22 protein-coding genes and 1 pseudogene are annotated in these 24,348 nt (G+C 41.9%); 14 read left to right on the top strand and 9 right to left on the bottom strand.

Going from position 1 to position 24,348, the window contains the following annotated elements; all coding sequences use genetic code 11:
• Nucleotides 1–442: 442 nt before the first annotated feature.
• Entirely contained in the window at nt 443–1,930 is a 1,488-nt protein-coding gene (locus tag C3945_RS10375) for a carbon starvation CstA family protein (RefSeq protein WP_161879611.1), read from the top strand.
• Nucleotides 1,931–2,382: 452 nt separating this feature from the next.
• On the opposite strand, the pseudogene C3945_RS10370 reads toward C3945_RS10375, so the two are convergent.
• Nucleotides 2,383–3,703: pseudogene (locus tag C3945_RS10370) on the bottom strand (IS1380 family transposase).
• A 452-nt stretch (nt 3,704–4,155) separates the two neighbouring features.
• On the opposite strand from C3945_RS10370, the gene glpK reads away from it, so the two are divergent.
• From glpK to C3945_RS10350, 4 genes are all read left to right on the top strand, one after another.
• Nucleotides 4,156–5,661 carry a glycerol kinase GlpK gene (gene glpK / locus C3945_RS10365; RefSeq protein WP_161879610.1) on the top strand — a complete coding sequence of 502 codons (1,506 nt, stop codon included), beginning with the start codon at nt 4,156–4,158 and terminating at the stop codon, nt 5,659–5,661.
• A 23-nt stretch (nt 5,662–5,684) separates the two neighbouring features.
• On the top strand, nt 5,685–7,520 hold the full coding sequence (gene glpO, locus C3945_RS10360; RefSeq protein ID WP_161879609.1) for a type 1 glycerol-3-phosphate oxidase: 1,836 nt from the start codon (nt 5,685–5,687) through the stop codon (nt 7,518–7,520).
• The gene (locus C3945_RS10355) at nt 7,521–8,237 is read left to right on the top strand and encodes an MIP/aquaporin family protein (RefSeq protein ID WP_091268777.1); all 717 of its coding nucleotides are present in this window, start codon (nt 7,521–7,523) and stop codon (nt 8,235–8,237) included.
• Between the two features lie 639 nt (nt 8,238–8,876).
• On the top strand, nt 8,877–9,215 hold the full coding sequence (locus C3945_RS10350; protein WP_161879608.1) for a hypothetical protein: 339 nt from the start codon (nt 8,877–8,879) through the stop codon (nt 9,213–9,215).
• 182 nt (nt 9,216–9,397) lie between these two features.
• Here the strand turns inward: C3945_RS10350 and C3945_RS10345 are convergent, their stop codons facing one another.
• The 4 genes from C3945_RS10345 to C3945_RS10330 form a co-directional block, all read right to left on the bottom strand.
• Nucleotides 9,398–9,838, bottom strand: a complete 441-nt coding sequence (locus tag C3945_RS10345; RefSeq protein ID WP_161879607.1) for a LysR family transcriptional regulator — start codon at nt 9,836–9,838, stop codon at nt 9,398–9,400.
• Between the two features lie 174 nt (nt 9,839–10,012).
• The gene (gene pulA / locus C3945_RS10340; RefSeq protein ID WP_161879606.1) at nt 10,013–11,998 is read right to left on the bottom strand and encodes a type I pullulanase; all 1,986 of its coding nucleotides are present in this window, start codon (nt 11,996–11,998) and stop codon (nt 10,013–10,015) included.
• Between the two features lie 112 nt (nt 11,999–12,110).
• The gene (locus C3945_RS10335) at nt 12,111–12,704 is read right to left on the bottom strand and encodes a TVP38/TMEM64 family protein (RefSeq protein WP_161879605.1); all 594 of its coding nucleotides are present in this window, start codon (nt 12,702–12,704) and stop codon (nt 12,111–12,113) included.
• An 85-nt stretch (nt 12,705–12,789) separates the two neighbouring features.
• Nucleotides 12,790–13,443 (bottom strand): metal-dependent transcriptional regulator, encoded by a 654-nt coding sequence (locus C3945_RS10330; protein WP_161879604.1) that lies wholly within the window; start codon nt 13,441–13,443, stop codon nt 12,790–12,792.
• A gap of 170 nt (nt 13,444–13,613) precedes the next feature.
• On the opposite strand from C3945_RS10330, the gene C3945_RS10325 reads away from it, so the two are divergent.
• Genes C3945_RS10325 through C3945_RS10310 form a run of 4 tightly spaced genes read left to right on the top strand, consistent with a single transcriptional unit; the run spans nt 13,614 to nt 17,186 of the window.
• A complete protein-coding gene (locus C3945_RS10325; protein ID WP_161879603.1) occupies nt 13,614–14,552 on the top strand; it encodes a metal ABC transporter solute-binding protein, Zn/Mn family in 939 nt (312 codons plus the stop codon).
• Nucleotides 14,553–14,597: 45 nt separating this feature from the next.
• Entirely contained in the window at nt 14,598–15,353 is a 756-nt protein-coding gene (locus C3945_RS10320; RefSeq protein ID WP_161879602.1) for a metal ABC transporter ATP-binding protein, read from the top strand.
• Nucleotides 15,307–16,272 carry a metal ABC transporter permease gene (locus tag C3945_RS10315; RefSeq protein ID WP_237585547.1) on the top strand — a complete coding sequence of 322 codons (966 nt, stop codon included), beginning with the start codon at nt 15,307–15,309 and terminating at the stop codon, nt 16,270–16,272. Before C3945_RS10320 ends, C3945_RS10315 begins: the two co-directional genes overlap by 47 nt.
• Before the next feature lie 11 nt (nt 16,273–16,283).
• On the top strand, nt 16,284–17,186 hold the full coding sequence (locus tag C3945_RS10310; protein WP_237585548.1) for a metal ABC transporter permease: 903 nt from the start codon (nt 16,284–16,286) through the stop codon (nt 17,184–17,186).
• A gap of 271 nt (nt 17,187–17,457) precedes the next feature.
• Here the strand turns inward: C3945_RS10310 and C3945_RS10305 are convergent, their stop codons facing one another.
• A complete protein-coding gene (locus C3945_RS10305) occupies nt 17,458–18,819 on the bottom strand; it encodes an FAD-binding oxidoreductase (RefSeq protein ID WP_161879600.1) in 1,362 nt (453 codons plus the stop codon).
• Between the two features lie 217 nt (nt 18,820–19,036).
• On the opposite strand from C3945_RS10305, the gene C3945_RS10300 reads away from it, so the two are divergent.
• The 3 genes from C3945_RS10300 (at nt 19,037) to C3945_RS10290 (ending at nt 21,073) form a co-directional block, all read left to right on the top strand.
• Nucleotides 19,037–19,423 carry a Rid family detoxifying hydrolase gene (locus tag C3945_RS10300; protein WP_202623350.1) on the top strand — a complete coding sequence of 129 codons (387 nt, stop codon included), beginning with the start codon at nt 19,037–19,039 and terminating at the stop codon, nt 19,421–19,423.
• A gap of 33 nt (nt 19,424–19,456) precedes the next feature.
• Entirely contained in the window at nt 19,457–20,095 is a 639-nt protein-coding gene (locus C3945_RS10295; protein ID WP_161879599.1) for a DsbA family oxidoreductase, read from the top strand.
• 141 nt (nt 20,096–20,236) lie between these two features.
• Nucleotides 20,237–21,073, top strand: a complete 837-nt coding sequence (locus C3945_RS10290; protein WP_161879598.1) for a ZIP family metal transporter — start codon at nt 20,237–20,239, stop codon at nt 21,071–21,073.
• A gap of 71 nt (nt 21,074–21,144) precedes the next feature.
• On the opposite strand, the gene C3945_RS10285 is transcribed toward C3945_RS10290, so the two are convergent.
• Nucleotides 21,145–21,702 (bottom strand): hypothetical protein, encoded by a 558-nt coding sequence (locus tag C3945_RS10285; RefSeq protein WP_161879597.1) that lies wholly within the window; start codon nt 21,700–21,702, stop codon nt 21,145–21,147.
• Nucleotides 21,703–21,991: 289 nt separating this feature from the next.
• Nucleotides 21,992–22,213, bottom strand: a complete 222-nt coding sequence (locus C3945_RS10280; protein WP_161879596.1) for a DUF378 domain-containing protein — start codon at nt 22,211–22,213, stop codon at nt 21,992–21,994.
• A 218-nt stretch (nt 22,214–22,431) separates the two neighbouring features.
• On the opposite strand from C3945_RS10280, the gene C3945_RS10275 reads away from it, so the two are divergent.
• The gene (locus C3945_RS10275) at nt 22,432–22,851 is read left to right on the top strand and encodes a pyridoxamine 5'-phosphate oxidase family protein (protein WP_161879595.1); all 420 of its coding nucleotides are present in this window, start codon (nt 22,432–22,434) and stop codon (nt 22,849–22,851) included.
• Nucleotides 22,852–22,911: 60 nt separating this feature from the next.
• Here the strand turns inward: C3945_RS10275 and C3945_RS10270 are convergent, their stop codons facing one another.
• A complete protein-coding gene (locus C3945_RS10270) occupies nt 22,912–23,751 on the bottom strand; it encodes a malate synthase (protein WP_161879594.1) in 840 nt (279 codons plus the stop codon).
• 346 nt (nt 23,752–24,097) lie between these two features.
• Between C3945_RS10270 and C3945_RS10265 the strand changes: the two genes are divergently transcribed.
• A complete protein-coding gene (locus tag C3945_RS10265; protein ID WP_161879593.1) occupies nt 24,098–24,304 on the top strand; it encodes a hypothetical protein in 207 nt (68 codons plus the stop codon).
• Nucleotides 24,305–24,348: the final 44 nt, after the last annotated feature.

Genomic DNA, 24,348 nt, shown 5'->3' with positions numbered 1-24,348 from the left:
TTGGATAAGTCATCCAACCCCATTATAAAGGACTTTTTTATATCATGAAACAGTTAAATTTTTAATGCAACACTAGTGAACTAACATATAAAAAAATGAAATTACAGAAATGATCGATTAAAAAAAGAAAAACGCCTCAAAAATTAGAGGTATGAATTATTCAGGTTAATATAAATTTTAGGAAAACTTTTATTAGTCAGGATATCGAGCTTCCTAATTAATGACTTGTGTAACATATGTTTGCAAACTCTAGAAGGAAAAGTACTGAAGCGTCTCAAGCAATAACTGCTGAATCTAACCGAGCATTAACATCTTTATTCTTGTATTATCATATGTTAATGACATTAATGTGAACAGAAACACCGTATGATTGACTAACAATATTATTTGAGTTAAGATTTGTGTACGCTTTTGAGAGCGATTACACAAAAGGAGTGGAAATATGTATAGTTTTATTTTAGGGGTCATTTCATTAATCTTGGGTTATGTTTTTTATTCCAAAGTTATTATCAAAAATTTTGGAGTAGAACCGGATCGGGAAACACCGGCAACAGCATTAGAAGACGGAACGGATTTTGTTCCAATGGAGAAACAGCGTAATTGGCTGATTCAGTTACTAAATATTGCCGGAACAGGACCTATTTTTGGACCAATTATGGGAGCCTTGTATGGACCCGTGGCTTTTGTATGGATTGTACTCGGTAGTATCTTTGCTGGAGCAGTTCATGATTATTATATGGGAATGATTTCTTTAAGAAATAACGGGGCTCACTTACCAGAGCTTGCAAGTAAGTACTTAGGTAAAGGGATGCGTCATATTGTTAACTTATTTGCCGCATTATTATTATTATTGGTAGGTACAGTTTTTGTAACTTCACCTGCTTCGCTATTGCAAGAGTTAACACCAGGCTTCATGAACTATACTTTTTGGGTCGTTATCATCTTTATTTATTATATTTTGTCAACTATTCTACCAATTGATAAAGTAATTGGACGAATTTATCCATTTTTTGGAGCATTACTTATTTTTACAACAGTGGCAGTTGGAATTATGTTGTTTGCGAAAGGACATGCCGGAAATATACCAGAACTTAGCATGCAAAGTTTCAGAAATATTCACCCACAGAGTACACCTCTTATTCCAGGGTTATTCTTTACCATTTCATGTGGGGCCTTATCAGGGTTTCATGCGACACAAACACCGATTATCTCACGTACTATAGAAAATGAAGAAGAAGGTCGTTGGGTATTTTACGGTGCAATGATTACTGAAGGAATTATTGCTATGTTGTGGGCAGCCGCAGCAATGGCACTATTCGATGGGCAAACATTAAGTGAAATCATTAATAGCGGAACTGCCTCAGCAGCTGTAAGTCAAATTACACTTACACTACTTGGAACAGTTGGGGGTACAATTGGAGTTCTTGGTGTGATCATATTGCCAATAACATCTGGTGATACAGCTTTTAGAAGTTTACGAATGATTATTGCAGATTATATCGGTCTGTTACAAGACAAGCTTTCAAATCGTTTCATGATTACTGTACCAATTTTCGCCATCAGTATCGCTCTAATGTTTATTGATTTTAATATTTTGTGGCGTTATTTCACATGGGCAAACCAAGTAACAGCAGTAACCGCTTTGTTCATGAGTACAGCCTATCTTTTCTATAAAGAGAAGAATTATCTATTTACCTTTATTCCTGGGAGCTTCATGCTTTACCTAGTTATTTTGTATCTGTTAACTGAACCAATAGGATTTAACTTAGCGATGACTATGTCTTATTATATAAGTGCAGTCCTGACAGTCGGAATAATCTATGTATTCTTCCAGCAAGTAAATAAAGTAAAAGCTGAATTAAACACGGATAGTGTGCTGATTAATGATCATTTACAGATTAGAGATATTTTTCCCGAATCTGTTAGATAATTAATTTTTTTCGGGCTAGCTATTCAGTTTTAAAAAGTGAATGAATGAGTGGTTTGCTTTCGGTAGTTACCGGATATAAACCACTCTTTTTAATTGCAATAGGTTAAAAAATACTGTGAAAAAACCGTCGGAATGGATGCAATGAGAGTATTTGATTCTCTAATAGCGCCTAGCACTACAAAGACTATGCGGTAAAGAGCAGGTGGGGTATTTTGTTAAAAAATGAGTGTCTGTACAATATATACAATCCTGAATAATTCATAGCTCTAAATTTAAGCTATTTTTTTGAACAAAGTGCCTATTTTCAAATTAGGCAGATACTTCCTTCCAAAATAATGCGTTTTCGAACAGGATGTCTACGGAAGAAGTCCATAATAAAAATTATTTGTCTATTTAAGGGCAGACGAATCCCTTGAAAAAGAATCGGCAAAAAAATTTGTATGAAAACTAGTCTAAATCCATTGTTTGGATCGCCGCAGGCGTTCAAAAACCTTATAAAATTCAGTTTGATACACATGATAACTTGACAGTTTGAGATAGACCTGTCTTCCAGTTTGAACAAGTTTACCGGCTACTTTAAGCAATGTCAGCCGGATGGAATGAATGGTCATACCCCGGTTCACTTTGTCAAATCCAATAGTCTTCAAAAAATTGACGAGGTTGTAAGCCAGGACACTGATCATCATTCTGACATGATTTTCCAGGAAACGCGGACTATCTGTTTTGTCAAAATAAAAGCCTGATTTCGCTTCTTTGATGAAATTTTCCATTTGTTCCACGCTTGCCGTAAAGAGAGAATATGACTTCAGGCGAGACATTATCGGATAGATTCGTCACAATGAATGCGTGGTGAAAAAGAAGCTCTCCTGCTTCACGGATTGATCGAATACAAACGCGACGGGGTTTTGACCAGGATTGTGCCTGATAAGGGAGTGAAAAATACTGTATTTCTCGGTCTTCCCATTTTTTATTATCCCCATAAAGAACAGAGTGTTCAGCTAATTGACTTAACCTCCGATTGTTCTTTAAACGGATAACGTACTGGCTTTCAGTTGATTCACAAGACTCATACACCTCTGGTGTGGCGAAGCCGCTGTCACCCCGAACTAATATCTCGGTATGAGGTAACGTGCTCTTGTAGTGGTGTAACAGCGGGTCGATAAAGACTTTTACCCTTTTAGATGTGTACTGATTGCCTGAACGCAGTTCAGCTTTCAAAAAATCTCCGGTCAATCCGTCAAAGGCAACTAATGGGTGATAGCCGTAGGTTTGATAATGGGCATTATAATCTGCTTGTTCTTGATGACCAAAAGTATCTGAATGTGTGGAATCGACATCAATGATTAATTCGGTGTCATTGCGAATCAAACGCGCTTTGTCAATGAGCGACTGATTTAATGATTGGAGTTGACCGATGTTAGTCGCGGTGAAACGATCTAAAAACCGTGAGATTGACGATTGTGAGGCCAACTCTTTTTTACCGAGTACAGCTTGAAAGACTGGTTCCCGTCTTAATAGATTAGCTGATGAGTCTGCCGAGTAACCAGCGATTAACTGCATAATGAGTTGTTCTAATATCGCTAAGTTATCATGTGTGAAGTAAGCACGATTGTCTTTGATATGGAGCCACTGTTTAGCTAAGTGTGAAAAGCCGAAGGTATTCATCACCTCTTTAACTAAGACCAAACCCGAATCACTCGATAAGCGACCACCTGTATGTGAAATAGTCAATTTTGAATTGAATTTTACCTGGTTTTTGTGTAAGCTAGTCATGAGAAGAACTCCTTTCTTATGGTTGGTTTCGACACCTTTACCATATCAGAACGGGGTTCTTTTTTCATCACTTAACAGGTGAAAAAGAAAAAGTAAATGAAGACTGCCGTTAGGCAGTTTCAGACGGTTTAAAGTCAAAGTATGAATTATTCAGGAATATAGGTAACAAAAAAAGAAAGAAGGGTAGGTCAGAATAATCTACTCGACTTTCTATTTTTTTTAATAAATTATCATCGATACATCGACATGGAACGGCAAGAAAAAATATCGTCTTTATAGATTGTTATGACTGGGTTTGTCAAAGTTCGGTTACAATGCTCCAGAAGAAAAACTTTCAAAAAATTCGAAAATTCAAAAAAAGCTGACATTTTTAACGAAAGAAAAACGGTTACAATAAAAACGTAAAGAAAACGGTTGCTAAAAACCGGTGATAAAACAGGAGGAATTAACCCATGTCAGATAATCAGTATATTATGTCCATAGATCAAGGAACAACGAGTTCACGAGCAATTATTTATGATAAACAGTTAAATACGATCGGAAGTTCTCAAAAAGAGTTTACTCAAATTTTTCCTGAAAGCGGTTGGGTAGAACATAATCCTAATGAAATATGGAATTCAGTCCAGTCTGTCATTGCCGGCGCATTTATTGAATCCGGAGTCAAACCTCAGGAAATCGCAGGAATCGGGATTACTAACCAGCGTGAAACAACAATCGTCTGGGACAAAGAGACAGGACAGCCGATTTATAACGCTGTTGTCTGGCAGTCTCGTCAGTCAGCGCCTATCGCTGCAAAACTTTACGAGGCCGGTCATTCAGAAATGATTCACGAAAAAACGGGTCTGATCATTGACTCTTACTTCTCAGCGACGAAGATTCGCTGGATTCTTGACCATGTTGAAGGAGCTCAGGAACGAGCTGAAAATGGCGAATTACTGTTTGGAACAGTCGACACTTGGCTGGTATGGAAGCTGACCGGTGGAGAATCGTACGTAACAGATTACTCAAACGCCAGCCGCACGATGCTGTATAACATTCACAAACTGGAATGGGATCAGGAAATTCTGGACTTATTGAATATTCCACGTGCCATGATGCCCGAAGTTAGATCAAACTCGGAAATCTACGGAAACACAGCGAACTATCACTTCTATGGAGCCAACACACCTATTTCAGGGATGGCGGGAGACCAGCAGGCAGCATTATTTGGTCAGATGGCCTTTGAGCCGGGCATGGTCAAAAACACATATGGCACAGGTTCATTCATCGTCATGAATACAGGTGAAGAACCACAGTTGTCAGAAAATAATCTGCTGACAACGATTGGGTACGGGATCAATGGTAAGATCTATTATGCTCTGGAAGGAAGTATCTTTGTAGCTGGTTCATCTGTTCAGTGGCTGCGTGACGGACTGAAAATGATCGAGAATTCGTCAGATTCAGAAGCATTAGCTAAGAAATCTAAAAATGATAATGAAGTCTTCGTTGTTCCAGCCTTTACAGGTCTGGGTGCACCCTATTGGGATTCAGATGCTCGAGGATCTGTCTTCGGCTTGACACGAGGGACGACTAAAGAAGATTTCGTAAAAGCGACGTTACAGTCTATTGCTTATCAGGCTCGTGATGTTATTGACACGATGAATAAAGACGCGGGAATCGATATTCCTCTCCTTAAAGTGGACGGTGGAGCAGCTAATAACGACTGGCTGCTGCAGTTCCAGGCAGATATCCTTGGAACTAAAGTGCAGCGGGCGCATAATCTGGAAACGACTGCACTTGGAGCTGCTTATCTTGCGGGTCTGGCTGTCGGTTACTGGGAAAGCATGGATGAAATAAAGAGTATGTACGAAGAAGGTGGCACGTTCGAACCGCAGATGCCTGAAGAAGAACGTCAGAAGCTTTACAAGAACTGGAAACTGGCAGTTAAAGCGACACAAGTCTTCAAGCCTGAAGAGTAGGACTAGCGTAGGAGGAAAAGAGTATGGTTTTCTCTCTTGAAAGAAGAAAACAAGATATAAACGTATTAAAAGAAGAAACATTGGATGTACTGATCATTGGTGGCGGGATCACGGGTGCTGGGTCTGCTTTGCAGGCCAGTGCTTCGGGTCTGAAAACAGGCCTGGTCGAGATGCAGGATTTTGCAGAAGGGACGTCTTCGCGCTCAACTAAACTCGTTCACGGCGGTCTGCGTTATTTGAAGAACTTTGATGTGGAAGTTGTAGCTGACACGGTTCAGGAACGGGCCGTTGTTCAGGGCATCGCTCCTCATATTCCAAAAGCGGACCCGATGATCTTACCCGTTTATGATGAGCCGGATTCAACGTTCTCCATGTTCTCTCTTAAAGTTGCCATGGATTTGTATGACCAGCTGGCTGGTGTGACTGGAACTGATTTTGCGAACTATACACTGACAAAAGAAGAAGTTCTGGAACGCGAACCGCAGCTGAACAGTGAAGGACTTTTAGGTGCCGGGGTCTATCTGGATTACCGGAACAATGATGCTCGCCTAGTAATAGAGAATATCAAGCGGGCAGCTGAAGACGGCGGACACATGGTCAGTCGCATGAAAGTGATTGGAATCTTACATGATGACAACGGCCGAGCTTCTGGAGCAGAAGTGGAAGACTTATTGACGGGTGAAACGATCAAAATCAATGCCCGTGTTGTCATGAATACGACCGGCCCATGGTCGGATACGATTCGTCAGATGGACGACAAGATCGATACGGCGCCTCAGATGCGTCCGACAAAAGGGGTTCATCTGGTCGTAGACAATAAGAAACTGTTCGTTCCCCAGCCGACGTATTTCGATACAGGAAAACAGGACGGAAGAATGGTCTTCGTGATTCCTCGCGAAGAAAAAACGTATTTTGGAACAACTGATACTGACTATAAAGGTGACCTTTCAAATCCTACGGTGGAGCAGGAAGACGTTGATTACCTGCTGGACATCATCAATACAAGGTACCCGTCAGCAGATATAACGTTGAACGATATCGAGTCCAGCTGGGCCGGCTTGCGTCCATTGATTGCGGCAAATGGCGGGTCTGACTATAACGGGCAGAACAATCAGCTCATTACGGACGAAAGTCTTGATGATGTACTGTCCATCGTGGAGAAGTATCAGCAGGGAAGCGCTGAACGATATGAAGTCGCGGATGTACTGAAAAATATTAAAACAGCCAATGCGGAATCAGACACGAATCCTTCCACCCTTTCACGCGGCAGTTCGCTTGAAATCGATGAAGATGGACTGATTACCGTAGCCGGCGGGAAAATTACGGATTACCGTAAAATGGCCCTTGGAGCGGTTAAAGCAACAATCGATGTGCTGGAAAGAGACTTCAATCTGACTTACGAACTGATCGATTCGGCTCATTATCCAGTTTCTGGTGGAGACATCGATCCAGCTAAAGTCGACGAGGAGACAGAAGCTCTGGCTCAGTCTGGTGTTGAAAAAGGATTAACTGAATCTGAAGCAAGATACTTGGCTAATCTGTATGGATCAAACACTCCGGCGGTCTACGATTTACTTGAAGAAGTGGATCAGGTAGAGGGACTTACTCTCGCAGATACGCTCAGTCTGCATTACGCCATGCGTGAAGAAATGGCGCTGACCCCGAGCGATTTCCTGATCCGTCGAACAAATCACATGCTGTTTATGCGTGACACCTTAGACAGCATAATCGAACCTGTCATTTCTGAGATGGCTCGCTATAATGACTGGTCCGATGAAGTAAGACAACAGTACACGGAAGAGCTTGAAAAAGCAGTTGCTGAATCTGATTTGAAAACATTAAAGGGAGACGTGGATTAAATGACAGGGCAAACATTAACACTTTTCAGTGAATTTTTAGGAACAATGTTTCTGATTCTACTTGGTAATGGAGTTGTAGCGGCTGTTAGCTTGAAAAAAAGTAAAGCAGAAGGCGCTGGATGGGTAGCCATCACGATGGGGTGGGGGGCTGCTGTAACACTGGCGGTATACATCGCCGGTTTTATGGGTCCCGCTCATTTAAATCCTGCCGTGACACTTGGATTTGCAATAACTGGAGACTTGGCATGGGGAATGGTCATTCCTTTTATTCTGGCTCAGGTAGCTGGTGCAATTTTGGGATCAGTGCTAGTATGGTTGACATATCTGGCTCACTATAAAGAAACAACAGATCCGGGTGCAATTTTGGGAACGTTTGCGACTGGCGCAGAAATCCGAGACAACACATCTAATGTAATGTCTGAGGCTATTGGTACTTTTGTTCTGGTATTCGCTTTGCTGGCTTTCGGTCAGAATGTCTTTACAGAAGGACTGAACCCACTAGTCGTTGGGGTGCTGATTCTGTCAATTGGACTATCATTAGGTGGCTCGACCGGATATGCGATCAACCCGGCACGTGATTTGGGCCCTAGAATTGCTCACCAGATTCTCCCACTGGCAAACAAAGGAGATTCTAAGTGGGAATATGCCTGGGTGCCAATTGTTGCACCAATGCTCGGCGCAGTAGCAGCAGCATTGCTGTATCTGGTCATCGTATAATCTGAGACACTAAATAAATACTTTACGCCTGACGGAACAACGATCGAGTTGTCGATGTCAGGCGTTTTTTCTGTGTTGAAGAAGAGGATGAAGTCAGGTTATGAAATGAATAGTTGCTATGTAAAAAAAACGTCACAAATACTAATAAAAAATAAGTGTAAAAGTTGACAAATGGCGTCATACCTTATATGATTTAACATGTCGAAACAATTAAAAGAACGAATCAAGGTTAAGCAGTGAAAGTGCTTTTCCGCTCAGAGTAGCAGTCTATGCTAAATTGGAGTGGATCAGGCGCTTTTTTTTTGTGAATTGGAAAGATTAACGTTGAAGTGTTGTCTAGCTTAACGTACCAGCCTCTCGAGAAAAAGATAAATTTACCCATTGCGCAGTTTGCTCTTCTTCCGCATACTCTGTCTCTACGCATTGGAAATGCTAGAGTCACAGCAATTCGGGGTAAATTTCCTCTACTCGCTATCGCTCGGTCGATCTCAACAATAGTTGTACGTGCTAAAGCACTACAACTTGTAAGGTCTACTCGCTATCGCTCCGGCGATCTCAAATATATCTGTAAGAGCTGAAGCTCGAACAGATACTAAGGTATTTTCTTTTCGAGGCTGAACGGCACGTGAAGCCCAACGCGTGTTGATTAATGCGAAGAAAATGATTAAACCGGTAGGTTGGCGAGAGCGACGCATAGAATCATTTGGAGAAGATCCTTTGGAATGTTCGGAATGTGGCAATGTGATGGAGTTCCGAGGGATAGCTGTGCTCAAAAAAGGGCACCTAACCCTTCAATTTGCGAACGATGTACTTGCCAAAAAATATATTAATCGGGAGATTGAAATCATTGAGTCGGAAACGTATAAATGTAAGATAAAAGAAGCAACGCGAAAAGCTATTAAAAAATATCGGTTCAACTGGGACCAACGCGAAAAAGAAATCAACGAACGTTATAGAGTTCATTTGTCGAACATGTAAAGAAAGAGAAGAGATTCCGAAAGAGATAGTCAAACATTTCGATAGTATGGATGGTGGGGATCCGATGGATCCCCCAAGATTTAGTTGTGAACGATGTGGAAATGAAATGGTACCTGTTTATTATAAGAGTGTTCACGGTATTATCTATGATTATTCAGAACTCAAAAAGTAAAGGCTACGCACTATCCCAAAAAGGGCGAAGGCGTAGCCGAATCTTTTTTCAGTTCCATGGCACCGGCCTCTTTAACTTTAAAACCGATTTTAGGATTTTCAGCCAGCATAATCGGCAGGATTTCTGGAAAGACGATCGAAATGACGACTGGTGGAATCCCAATGCGAATATTGCCTTTAAGCTGACTGGATTCTTCCTGAAGGTCTTCTGTCATAGCTTCAAAGCGCTCGATAATGTCTTTTGCATGACTGTACAGGACGTCACCGGCGCCTGTCAGGTTCTGCAGTCGACCATGAGACCTTTCGAATAACTGAAGATTCTCAGTTTTTTCCATGGTAGATATGGTCTGGCTGAGTGCAGGCTGAGAAAGATGAAGGGCTTTGGAAGCTTTTGACATATTAAAATCAGCTTCAACAATAGCGACAAAATAATAGAGTTGCTTGATATCCATAACGGGTCCTTTCTCTATATAAATTAACATGGCAGTTTATATTAGCAGTATACCAGAGATCTATCGGACTGAATCACCGTGCTCAAAATAATCAGCATAAAAATACTGCTCAGAATGAAGGCTTGGAACTTGTCCCTTCACTCTGAGCAGTAGAGTAACCTTTCTGTTCAATAATCAGCTAACCAGAATCAGAACTTCTCTCGGGTTGATGATCAGTTTATTTCCAGTGATTGTTCCCAGCGGATCCAGTCCGGCGGTGTGACGGTTGGCAATGATCGTCCTTTCTTTAGGCAGCGGGTAGCTGCTTTTCAGTTCAACCCGGTCGGGCTGCTGGTTGGAGTTCACCACAACAGCCATCATCGACCAGGCACCTTCACCGGTAGTGTTCGGGATCGTATAGGCCAGAAGATTTTCTCTCAGTTGTGAGAAGAAAACGGCGTCGCCAGTCTGATTCGTGTCGTCCCGGAGTGGAGCATACGCCTTTCTGATAGCAATCATGCCTTTATAGTAGTTGACAAGGTCAATATGCTCATAGGTGCGCGTCCAGTCAAGAAGATTGATGTCAATGGATGAACGGAAACTGTTGTCATCGCCGTATTTCGTCCGACCCCATTCCTCACCCGCCTGCATGAAGACACCTCCAAGCGAGGTATACAGCAGCGCAGCATTCAGTTTGTTCATCTGAATAAGATCCAGATTTCGCTCGTAAGCAGGTTTTTTAAGAGTAGATGCTACCAGTTTGTCATAGAGAGTCAGATTATCGTGAGCAGATGCATAGGTCACGACCTGGCTTGGATTACGTGCCCACTGTTTTTCATCCGGCAGGCGGAAACGGCCCACATCAGACTGAGTATTAGCCAGAATGCTGGCAATCAGATCATTCGTCGCATAGGCACTGTCTTCATGTCCGTTGGCTCCCTGCAGAAACCCGCCTTTATCGGCTTCAAATACAGGACCTTTGACTGCATCACGGAACTCATCATTAAATATGGCTATTCCGTCTTCGAAATCGCCGATATGGTATTTATCCGCTGGTTTATTCGGCTCATAAATGGCTACGCTTCCGGCATTCCAAGGTTCTCCGTAGAGAATGACATCGCTGTGACCTTTCTCATTCAAAGTCCGTCTCAGCTTGTTTATGGTATCGACATCGTGCAGGCCCATGAGATCAAAACGAATACCGTCGATATGATATTCTTCCACCCAGTATACAATGGAATCAATGATGTACTTGCGCATCATTTTCCGTTCGCTCGCTGTTTCGTTCCCGCATCCTGATCCGTTGGATAAGGACCCGTCCGACTCCTGACGGTAATAGTAGTCAGGTACAGTCAGTTGAAACCAGGAATCGTCAAATGTAAAGGTATGGTTGTAGACCACATCCAGGACCACACCGATCCCCTTCTTATGAAGACTGGCGACCATTTCTTTGAATTCTCTGATTCGACTGAGTGGATCGGCTGGATCAGATGAGTATTTACCTTCAGGGACCATATAGTTCTTCGGGTCATATCCCCAGTTGTATGCAGGAGAAGTTTCGTCGTTTTCATAATCGAAAGCAGGGAGGAGGTGCACATAATTGATTCCCAGCTCGCTCAGATAGGCCAGACCTGCCGGCTGATCAGGATGATCAAATACATGGACCTGATCATCGGTAAAGGCCTGATATTTCCCTCTATGTTCTTTTTTAAATGTTGCCGACTCGTCACTTGAAAAGTCCTCAATGTGGATCTCCCAGATCATGGCATCCGTGATCCGCGATACCCTCTCAAAGTGGTCCTCTGACCAGCCCTCTGGATCCGTTTCTGCTAAATCAATGACTGCCGACTTGTTTCCGTTCAAGCCGACTGCTCTGCTGTAGATATCTGCGGCCTCGGTTTCGACGCCATCATGAATAAATGAATACGTATAAAATAAACCCTTCAGGTCCTCATTGACCGTCAGTTCCCAGACTGTGTCTTCCAGAGACATCTCGATCTGTCGGGACGATGTGTCTGCGTCAGCTGAGTCGTACAGATTGACCCAGGCCTGTTCAGCAAGAGGGGACCAGACCTTGAACGTAGAGGAAGCGGCTGTATAGGTCAGGCCCAGATCATCCTGACTGTAGCGGTTATCTTCGAGATAGGGAATGCGTTTTTCTAACGGCTGACTGCTGTTCATAGTAACAATCCTTTCTTTCTACTTATTATAAAGTATACCATGTAGATCAATGGTCAATTTAAAAGAATGATAAAAAGGCTGTCCGGCACTTTCTATCATTCTTTGAGTTTATTTATATAATGCCAACTAGTTCCAGAAAGGTCGTCCATCCAAGACTGTATAAGGCAATTGATAATGGTTTGCCCAGAAGGATGATGACTGAGACTTTTAAAACGGACATATTGGATAGACCGGCAAGGTAACAGACCACATTATCAGGCGCAAACGGGAGAAATATGACGGTGGTAAAAAAGCGTTCGAATGTCTTGCCGTTTTTTAGTTTATCTTCGTATTTTTGAATCCTGTTTTGACTGACCAGTTTTTCAAGAGCCGAGTGACCGTAACGTCTTACAATGAGAAACGCCAGAATTGAACCAATACTTATGCCGATATAATTATAAAGGACACCTATGAATGGTCCATATAAAATGACTCCTGCCGTTACGGTAAGAGCTGAAGGAAGAAGCGGAAGGAAAATCTGCAGAATCTGAAGCAGGATAAATATAGCTACTGAAAATCGTCCAAAACCATGAACGTAGGCTATAAAATCTTCCCTTGAGTTGAACACGCCACCCTGCCATGCAAAATAAATAAGTATGACAGAAAGGCACAATCCGATGAGGCTCAACAGATCGATCCATTCCAGTTTACGATGCAGCTTTTCCACGCAACTTCCTTCTTTCCAGAGTGTACTGCTTATATTTTATCAGGGAACTAAAAAAAACGCTCATAAGAACGCTTTTGTCAGTCGATCATTCGATTATGTCTACAAAGATTTTAAATGCTGCCTTATGTCCGATGACTGTCTTTTCGCCAGCTGATGTCTCAAGAGTCAATGGGCCATCATACGGTTCGATTTCAGCTAAGGTGTATTCTTTGCCTAAGTGAACCTTTTTATACAGCAGATATTCCAGAAAGTCCTCCTGATCATCGACTTCCTGTATTTTGAACCGGTCACCGACTTTGCACTCAATAAGAGGCGTTGAATGGATTTCGGGGACTGTCCCGTCCTGATTCGGGATCACTCCGCCGTGAGGATCAAATGTCGGTTCATCCAGAAATATATTAAGACGTTCGATCAGAAGATCAGAAGACACATGTTCCAGAAGGTCGGCATCCGCATGGACCTCATTCCAGTCATACCCCAGTTTTTCTGCAAGAAACACTTCCCATATCCGGTGTTTTCTAGTAAGTTGATTAGCAATAAGCAGGCCTTTTTCAGTGAGCATGACGCCCTGGTAAGGCAGGTGTGTAATGAGCTCTTCCTTGAGCAGACGTGTATTCATATCTGTCACAGATGCTGCAGAAATCGAAAGCATCCGGACCAGGTCTTTATTGGTCACGACCTTTTCTTTTCCACCAAGTTCAAAAATTGCTTTAATAAAATCCTCTTTATTGGGTGTCATCGTTATACCCCTCTATCTTTTTCATTTCTATAAAAGTGTACCACATTTATCAGTTTCTAATCAAAGGGGTATTTAATTTTCGTTTCACGGTTGACTGAAATTATTTTTTAGGGTAGACTAAAAATAGTTAAAGTAAAATAACACTATTTGTATAGAAGGAGATATATATAATGAAATGGGTAAAAGGATTAGCATTAATGGCAGGTGTCGTGTCACTGGCGGCATGCGGAAATGAACAGACAGATGAGGTTTCAGAAGATAATCCATTGAACGTTGTGGCAACTACATCAATGATCGCCGATCTAATGGAGACAATCGGTGGAGAAAAAGTGTCAGTAGAAGGTCTGATGGGTCCCGGAGTCGATCCGCATGATTACCAGCCGTCCACATCTGATGTAAATGCCATGTCAGAAGCAGACATTGTCGCGTATAATGGATTAATGCTTGAAGGAGGTTTTGTGGAAGCCTTTGAACAGTTGGATGAAAGAGGAGTCTTTACCATCGTCATGGCAGATGCCTTGAATGAAGGAGAGCTTCTCAATCCGGAAGAAGATGAAGAGGATCTGGAGTATGATCCGCACATCTGGTTCAGCGTTTCTCATTGGGAAACGATCACAACTTATGTGGCAGACCAGCTGAGTGAAAAAGATCCGGACAATGAAGACTATTACCAGGAGAATGCGGAGGCGTATTTAGTTGAACTGGGAGAATTAAGAACGTATATTGAAGAAAGAATCGAAGAAGTACCGGAACAGTCCCGTTATCTGGTGACGGCACATGATGCGTTCCAGTATTTTGGAGAAGAATTTGATTTTGAAGTGGTCGGTCTGCAGGGATTGAATACACAGACAGAAGCAGGAACTGGAGACATCAGTCAGCTCGCAGACTTCCTGGCAGATAATGAGATCAATGCGGTATTCGTTGAAAGTTCAGTTTCACCAAGAAATATCGAAGCGCTGATCGAAGCAGCCGGAAGCAGAGGTCACGAGGTAGTCAACGCCGGAGAACTGTATTCCGATGCATTAGGCAGTGAAGAAGACGATGCAGAAACCTACCTTAAAATGTACCGTGCCAACATTGATACGATCGTTGACGGTCTGGCTGACTAAGTTCAGCTGAGTACAGCAGGTTTTTAACAGAAAGAAGGAACAGGTGTGGATGATAAACAGGCAATTTCAATCGAACATTTGACGGTCGCTTATGATGCGAGACCGGTCTTGTGGAATATTACCACAGGATTTAAAGAGGGCCGTCTCACGGCGATCATTGGTCCAAATGGGGCAGGGAAGTCGACTCTGATCAAATCAGTATTGAATTTTCTTCAACCTATTACTGGAATAGTAGCCTTTTCCATACAAGATGAACAGAACGTTCCTTACAAGAAAGTAAAAAACAAAGTAGCCTATGTCCCTCAGAATACTTCAGTCGACTGGGACTTCCCGGCTACCGTTCTGGATGTCGTTCTGATGGGCAGATATGGCCACTTAGGCTGGCTGAAACGACCAGGAAAGAAAGATAAAGATTTATCAAAACAGATGCTTTTAAAAGTCGGGCTGCCGACTTTTGCCTCCCGTCAGATCAGTCAGCTGTCTGGCGGTCAGAGGCAGCGTGTGTTCCTGGCACGTGCGCTGGCTCAGGAAGCGGATATATATATTATGGATGAACCGCTCTCGGGTGTTGACATGAAAACTGAACGCATCATCATGAAACTTCTGAAAAACCTGGTTGAGCAAGGCAAGACCGTTATTGTCGTTCATCACGACTTGCAGACGGTTGAAGACTATTTTGACGACGTGGTGTTCATTAATCGCGAAGTCATTGCTCAAGGGCCGGTTGAAGAGGCGTTTACTCAAGGAAATATTGATGAAACTTATCATCAGGATCGAAACCTGGGAGAAGGTGAAGGCTGATATGCTGGAACAGATCAGATTGCTGCTGAATGACTACACGTTTCAAGTCGTTGCTTTAGGCGCCGGCTTCTTAGGGCTGTTAAGCGGAGTGATCGGAACCTATGCGACATTAAGAAAAGAAAGTCTGCTTGGGGATGCATTGAGTCACGCTGCCTTACCTGGAATTGGGATCGGCTTTATTCTTATACAAAGAAAAGAACTGTCTGTACTGATGCTTGGGGCAATCATTTCAGGATTGATCGCTACGGTGATTATTCAGACTATGAGCAGGAAGACCGTGGTCAAACTCGACAGTGCCTTGTCACTGATCCTGTCCAGCTTCTTTGGTCTGGGCCTCGTCATCCTGACTTCGATACAGAATAATCCGAATGCTCAACAGGCTGGACTAAGCAACTTTATTTTCGGGCAGGCGAGCGCTATGCTTCGAAGCGATGTCCAGTTGATCGGTCTGACCGGACTGGTCCTGCTCGTTCTGGTAGCATTGTTCTGGAAGGAATTTAAAGTATTTACATTTGATCCGATGTTTGGACGGACATTAGGCTTCTCAAGTAAGATCGTTGAATCCCTGTTGTCGACAATGATTGTTGTAACCATTATTTTAGGACTGGAGTCAGTAGGGGTCATCCTGATCAGCGCATTGCTGATCGGTCCATCAGTAGCCGCCCGTCAGTGGACGAACCGGTTGAGTCTGGTCATGCTGCTGGCAGCGGGTATTGGATTTGTTTCCGGTGTGACAGGAACATTTATCAGCTCTATGGGGGCTCGAATACCAACAGGGCCATCGATCGTAGTCGTTGTCAGTATGTTCGTGTTCCTCAGCCTCTTTATATCTCCCGGAAGGGGAATACTGGCTAGACACGTGGCCTGCAGAAAGAGGCAGAAAGTATTTATGAAACAGATCAGAAGTCTGGAGGAGTGAGCGCGGTGAGCATGATCTATGAAATAACTCTGATAGCAATTATTGTTGCCGTCGCCTGTGCGCTTCCAGGTGTCTTTCTGGTGCTGAGAGGAACCACAATGGTATCCGATGCAATCACACATACAGTTCTGCTCGGAATCGTTCTGGCCTTCTTCATTACACAGGATCTGAACTCGCCTCTTTTGATGATTGGAGCTACGCTTGTCGGGGTGGCGACGGTCTGGGCAATAGAAGCGCTCCAGCAGACTAAGCTCTTGTCCAACGATGCAGCTATCGGTATTGTCTTTCCATTATTTTTCAGTATAGCGATCATTCTGATTACACGCTATGCCGGAAACGTTCATTTGGATGTAGATGCAGTGTTGATGGGGGAACTGGCCTTTGCGCCTTTCAGACGTCTGGTGCTGTTCGGTGCAGATTTGGGACCGAGAGCGCTCTGGACGATGCTGGTCATCCTGCTGATCAACAGTCTCTTTATTGGATTGTTCTATAAAGAGCTGAAAATCACAACGTTCGATGCAGGCTTTGCTGCAGCAATAGGGTTCTCACCGGTACTCATCCACTATGGGCTGATGACCCTTGTGTCTCTGACTGCCGTTGGCGCCTACGATTCAGTAGGATCCATTCTGGTTGTGGGATTCATGGTCGGTCCTCCGCTGGCGGCCTTTCTACTGACAAACAAGCTGCATGTCATGATTGGTCTGACAGCTGTAATGGCAGTGATCAACAGTATAGCAGGAGTGAGGCTGGCTTTTATGCTTGATACGACGATTGCGGGAATGATTGCTGTGGTGACAGGAGTCACAACTTTACTTGTCTTTGTCTTTTCTCCGGAAAAAGGACTGATCAAAGCTACGGTCAACCGAAAAAGAGAACAGAAGAAAATCGATCAGCGTCTTAAGGAAATAAGCTGATAAGATTGGTCGGTAGAAAAATATCTTGAAGAAGCAAAATAAATCTGGATCATGTGCCCCTGCTGTTATGGGTCAGGGCTGCTCATGCTCCAGATTTTTTATTTTATATTCAGCAAGTATATGGTTTAACTGTTGACGTGTCGAGGCTGAACGGCACGTGAAGCTTTTCTTGTAGTTATGGTTGCACTCACTTTGAGACCTAACTTGCTATATTTATCCATGTTCCTTTAGGATTCAAGGAAATAGTGGTGTTCAATCTGTTTAGTTAAAATTAAAACAATTTACCGGGGTTCAATCGATTATCCGGATCGAAGACGGCTTTAATTTTTCTCATGTAATCTAAATTAATATCAGCGGACATGCGTTCCAAGTATTTTTTCTTCACGATACCGATGCCGTGTTCAGCGGAAGGCAAGCCACCTAAGTCTGAGACTTTTTGATACAAGTCATCCAGTAAACCGGAGCGTTTTTCTAACCAGTCCTCTTTACTAAGGTCACCTTTCATCAATACAGTATGGACATTTCCATCACCGGAGTGGCCAAAGTTTATCACGTTTAAGCCGTGTTTTTCTTGCAACTCTTTTGTGTAACGAATCAGTTCGGCAAACTTGTTAATGGGAACGACTTCGTCCAGCATTTCATATTCTGTGAATGCCATTAAGCCGATTAAGATATTATCTCTCAACGCCCATGATTTCACTGCATCATCTTCTGACAAAACATGGATTTCCAAAGCGTCACTCATAGCGGCCTCTCGAACCGTTTCTGTTCGTGCGATTAATTCTTTCTCGTCGTTGCCGTCTAACGTCATCAGTAAATAAGCCTGACCGACTTGAGTTTTCAACGGGTAACCAAGATGCTGTTCGGCATAATAAAGGGCTTCTTTTTCAAATAGTTCCACACCCGACGGATCAGCACCGCTTGCTAAAATGGCTAAGGCGCCGTCTGTCGCTTTACCCACATCTTCAAAGGCCAACAAGATAGACTGGCTGACTTTTGGCAAAGGCAATAGTTTCAGTTTTACTTGAGTCGTGATGCCCAAGGTGCCTTCAGAGCCGATAAATAAGTCTTTCAAATCATAACCAGAACTGCTTTTAATATTCAAACTGCCTAAAGTCATGTCTTCGCCATTTGGCAAAACAACCGTCATTTCACGCACATAATCCCGGGTCGTACCGTATTTGACTGCGCGTAAGCCGCCTGCATTGGTAGCTACGTTTCCGCCAATGGAAGAGTGCTTGGATGCTGGATCGGGTGGATAAAAATAACCTTTTTTCTCGACATAATCATGAACCATACCGACCAGTACTCCAGGTTCAACGGTAAGAGTGAGGGTTTCTTCGTCAAGTTCACCAATCTTATTCATTAAATGCACATCGATAATGAGTTCATTGCCATGAATCGGAACTTGAGAACCGGCTACTCCTGTCCCTGCTCCTCTGGCTAAAATAATTAGGTCGTGTTCATTAGCGAATTTAACCAATGCCATAACTTCTTCATGTGTAACGGGCAAAGCCACACCGTAAACTGACGGGAGATCTGCGACATAAGAATCCGTTAGATATTCAGCGGGTACAGATTCACCAATAAATAATCGTTCAGGGTCTTTAATGATTTCTTCTAAAGCTGACATACAATCTCCTGCTTTCTATCTAAATAAGTAAACGCTATCTTTATCATATAGGTGAATAAAAGCAATGTCCACTATCTGATAGATAATGAACCTGAATGTCAGATTCTGCAACTTTCATCTTTCATTAGAGTAAGGTTTTGCATTAAAGCCCGTTCCCGGGTATGATAAAGACGTGTCAATTTCAGCTAACAAATGATTAGTAAAAGGGGATATCACCATGAAAAAAGAAAAAATGACTTTAGAATCTGTTAACGCACCAAAAGCAATTGGACCTTATTCTCAAGCAGTGGTCCACGGATCAACAATTTATGTGTCGGGGCAGTTACCGATTGATGCGAAAGAAGGCCGAATCACTGGGACAACAATCAAAGAGCAAACCGAACAAAGTTTAAAAAATATTCAGTATATTTTAGCTGAACACGCAATGGATTTATCAAACGTATTAAAAGCAACGGTTTTGCTTTCAGATATCAATGATTTTTCCGAAATGAATGAGGTCTATGACCAATACTTTTCAAGACCTTACCCGGCTCGAGCAGCGTATGCCGTTAAAGACCTTCCACAAGGCGCATTGGTCGAAATTGAAGTCATAGCAGGGTCGTAAGACGTTATTTAATAAAAGAAGAGGAGCCATAAGATGAAAATAGAAGTCTGGTCAGATTTCGTTTGTCCATTTTGTTATGTAGGTAAACGTATTTTAGAACAAGCACTGGAAAAATTTGAACACAGAGATGCCGTAGAAGTCATTTTTAAGAGTTATGAATTAGATCCACATGCAGAAAATAATGAGTCCGTTCATTTTGAAGAAGAATTGGCTAAAAAGAAAAACATGTCTGTTGAAAGTATTCGAGAAATGAATGAGAGCATTGTCATGCGTGCCAAAGATGTCGGTTTAAATTATACCTTTGATAACATGAAACAAACCAATACACTGGATGCTCATCGCTTAATGAAGTATGCAGAAACCAAAGGAAAAGGGGACGACTACACCGAACGCGTGTTGAAAGCTCACTTTGAAGAATCGACCTTTATTGGTAGCCACGATACATTAGTTAGCCTAGCAACTGAGGTTGGACTAGATGAAACCGAGTCTCGTCAGGTTTTAGAAAGCGGGCAGTACAAAGACGCCGTTCGAGCAGATCAAGCAGAAGCCAGGCAATTAGGTGTTCAAGGTGTCCCGTTTTTTGTGATTAATCGAAAATACGCTGTATCAGGTGCCCAGCCAGAAGAGATTTTCGTTCAAACATTGGAAAAGATTTGGGAAGAAGAACACTAAATAGATGAGTAGACTCTCTCTTCACTTTCATAATGAAGAGGGAGTTTTTTTGCCTATTGATTGTATACGATTAGACGATTGATTATACTATAAAAGAGATAATCTAACCGAACGAGATAATGGGAAAAGAGGAAAGACGATATGTGGGAATGGTTTGTGGAGTTAAGCCCAACTGTTCAAACACTCATGGCGACTTTATTTACCTGGGGAATGACAGCAGCGGGGGCGGCCCTTGTTTTTACGGCTAAGACAGTGAATCAAAAAGTCATGGATGCGATGTTAGCTTTTGCAGGGGGAGTGATGATTGCGGCAAGTTTCTGGTCACTTTTATCACCCGCCATTGAGATGGCCGAAGATGGACCCGTCCCGTCTTGGGTGCCGGCGGCTGTTGGGTTTATGCTAGGCGGTTTGTTTTTATGGGGAGTAGATAAATTATTACCCCATTTACATCCCGAGTTTGATCAAACCGGGTCAGACACCGGGAAAAGAGGAGCAGAAGGGATTAGACCAGAAAGTTATCGGCGGAGTACCTTACTTGTTTTAGCGATTACCTTACATAATATTCCAGAAGGGTTTGCTGTTGGGGTTGCTTTTGGTATAATGGCTCAAAATGGAGACATGTCTCAACTAATCGGTGCCGTTACATTGGCTATCGGTATGGGGCTTCAAAACTTTCCTGAAGGAACCTCTGTCTCCATGCCACTTCGTCGAGAAGGGATGTCACGAGGAAAAGCCTTCTGGTACGGCCAATTATCCGGTTTTGTAGAACCTGTCTCGGCTCTGCTCGGTTTATGGTTGGTATCTTTTATCCAACCCCTCTTGCCTTACGCCTTGGCTTTTGCAGCCGGAGCGATGATTTTCGTGACAGCCGAAGAAGTGATTCCTGGTTCTCAAGAAAATGGAAATAAGGACTTGGCCGCAATGTGGTTAATGGTTGGTTTCACAGTCATGATGATTTTAGATGTGGCGCTAGGTTAATAGCAAAAAACAGCCCAATCAGAACGAGAGACTCTCGACTGATTGGGCTGTTTTTCTAACCTCACTTCATGTTAAGCTGTTTGTCTTTTAGTGGCAACAACGTCTTTAACTTGTAAAGCGAATTGTGCAATAGTCCAAACAAGCATAAGTGTGAATGGCACGAAGAACAAAGCAGATGATCTGATTGGATCTAAAGAGGCAACGTGGTAATAAACGAAGCTCACTGCAGCAGTCATTGAACCATTGAAAGTTAATGTGAAGGCAGGGTGAATCGTTACTTTCTTAGCTAACCAAGCCAAACCAGCTACTGCAAAAGCAGCAATAGCCAAGTAACCAAAGGTACCAGTTAGTAAAGAAACACCGATAGTTGAGAATAAGCTTGCCTCAATGAGAATGTGAGTCAAAATGAACATAACGGCAGTGATAGCTGCGGTTACTTTCGCTTTTTTATTCTTTAATGATCCGCTTAAAACTATACCACTCATCGCTATGTATGCTAAGGTACCAACAACCATTGAACGGCTGTGCTCAGCATAAAAAGCTGAAATCCCTCCGTTTAAAGCCATCAACATGGCAACTGAAGCGATCAAAAATGCTGTCAGGCCTAAAAATGCTTTCTTGTTTTTCATGTAGACCAATCTCCTTTTCCTTATATAATGATATCGTCTCACTTATAATAAGTTATCATAGCTTGTCCATTAATTCAACTCTTATTAGTAAATTATTAACGTGAAAAGGCGATTTTTAAAGGAAGTTTAGTGTAAACACATTATAGTAAGTTTAAAAAAGTAATGACTATAATAGAAATTTTTTACAGGGAAGCTCAACCGCTCAACATTTAATAGGGTTACCACAAAGCAAAACACTCCCGTTATAGCTGTGTATTCAGCTGTTAGAGGGAGTGTTTTACAGGTCGGTCTATCTTGTTGTTGTACGGTGATCTCGATTGTCTGTAAGGAAACTAAAGAATCTGAGACACCATAAGGCACTCAAGCCAACCAAAACATAAACAATTCTGGATAGCAACGTCATGTCTCCAAATAAGGTAGCTACTAAATCAAATTCAAAAAGTCCAACAAGTAACCAATTTAAGCCACCGACTATTAAGAGAACCAATGCGACTGTATCTACAGCTTTCATTTTGTCACCTCCTCGTATTTCTCATGTTCAATATAAGTGAAATAAAAAAGAATGTCTAAAGAAAAGGCTTGAAGGGTTAAAGAAATGTATTAACGAAACACCAATGCGTATTATATAATAGTTCACTAATAAATACCTATTAGTTGTCATATCGATTAGTCTATGACATATTTAATATAGATTATATAAACGATAACTTAAAGAAAGGGAGAGGTAGAATGGCAGATGCAAGAGACAAAGCGTTAAAAATTATTGAAAAAGATAACATTGGTGTGATGGCTACAGTATCCGGCAATAAACCTGTTGCCCGTTACATGACGTTTTATAACGAAGGATTCACGCTTTATACGATTACCGATAAACGCACATCGAAAGTGGAAGACATTGAAGCGAATCCCCACGCCTTTATTTTATTGGGTTATGAAGAGGGGTTACTGAATAAGAATTTCGTCGAAATCGATGCAAAAGTGTCGACAACAGACGACCAGGCATTAATTGAACACTTATGGAGTTCATATATGAATGCTATCTTTGAAGGCAAGGATGATCCTAATATCCTTATTCTAAAAATCACACCAGAAAAAATCAGCTTAAGAGGAACCAAAAACACTGAAGTAGAATCAGTGGATTTAACTTAATAAGAAAAAAGGATGAGTTGCTCATATCGGCAACCCATCCTTTTTATTATCACTTAACATTTACTGTTTCAAAGCACCGTTTGCTTCTGGAATAGCATTCAATTCAATTGCGTTCATCTGACAGAAGTAATCTAAAAACTCTTTAGCGTGTTCTTTTTCTTCTTTATCCGTTTTCAATTCAGCAATATCTTTTATGATTTGAGCACCCCATAGATTATCGAAGTAACGGTAGGTTCCAGAGTTCCAGGTCATTCGGTTGGGATAGTTCTTATTAATATAATAATTCCAAAATAGCATGTCCTCAGCTTCGTCTTCTGTGAGTTCAATTCTGTACTTTTTATGTGAAGGAACGACGCCGTCATCACTCATGCTTCCAGAAAAGCTCTCTTTAACCATATAAAGACCGATAATACGTCTGTCGACTTCTGGCTGATCATCTTCTCGTGCAGTTAAAATAATGGCACTGTTAGGTCTTAGGCGAGCTGCTCTGCTTGGTTGTCCTTTATTTTCTCCACTTTGAACAGAACCTGTTGTGACTTGCCAATCTGTGAACACCGTTTGTTGCTCTTCTTCATCTAACCAAAAAACTGCTTGCGAACTTTCGTGCAGTTTTTGACTTTTTAGCATACTTTTCTGACGCTTTTTCACTAGCTTTTGTTTCTTTTCTTCTATTTCATTCAGTCTTAACTCTTCTTCTTCTGACTTTAGCTTTGATATAACGCTTTCCATTATGTGTGCAGTCTCTTGATCTTTTAACGTGATAAATTGGCCGAACGCATCAGGATAAACGAACGACTTGGTGTCATTTTTGAAAGCAACAGTTAATACAGAATCATCTTGTTTAACAATACTTCCTTCGCCGAATACTTTGTGTATAATTTTTTGATTAACTAAATTCATATCTGATTCTCCTTTAGTAATAGGGGTGGGTATATAAAAAAACCGCACTCAACATCTTTTAAAAGAAATTGTGCACGATTCTTGTTAGCAGTTGTTTAGCGCTTATAAACAGTATACCACAATTAATCAAGAATAAGAAATTTATCTTGACAGAGGTATATGCCTGCTGTATAATTCTAAGATTTCATCGGATGCTAAATAAGGTAGTCACATTCATTTTTCTCTTATCTTATATGATAGAAAATAGAGATACCTAGACCTTTAAATAGGTGTTATACTAGCTTTACTATATAACGAAGATGAGTGTACCTTCAATAACTATAAGGTGTGTGAGGAGAGATAGAGTGTGATAGTGACATATGACGATAGCTACTATGGAAAAGTTAAAGAGCTGATAAAAGGAAGTCAATACTATATCGCATTAGGAGAGAATGCTGAGACAAGTGTGATATCAGTCAAAGATGACGAGGTAATTGGTGTGGGTAGCTTGTGGAAGAACAGTTTGCATCCTAATAGAGTGGTCTGTCAACACTTTTTTAAACAAATTTTATAAGGTGTATAATCGTTCAAGACCGTTTTCTTTTTTGCCTCCCTCAT

The sequence above is a fragment of the Alkalibacterium sp. MB6 genome, from assembly GCF_009935905.1.
In the GTDB taxonomy this organism is placed as follows: Bacteria; Bacillota; Bacilli; order Lactobacillales; family Carnobacteriaceae_A; genus Alkalibacterium.
The sequence above is the reverse complement of the archived record's forward strand: the minus strand, read 5'-3'. Positions and strand labels throughout refer to the sequence as shown.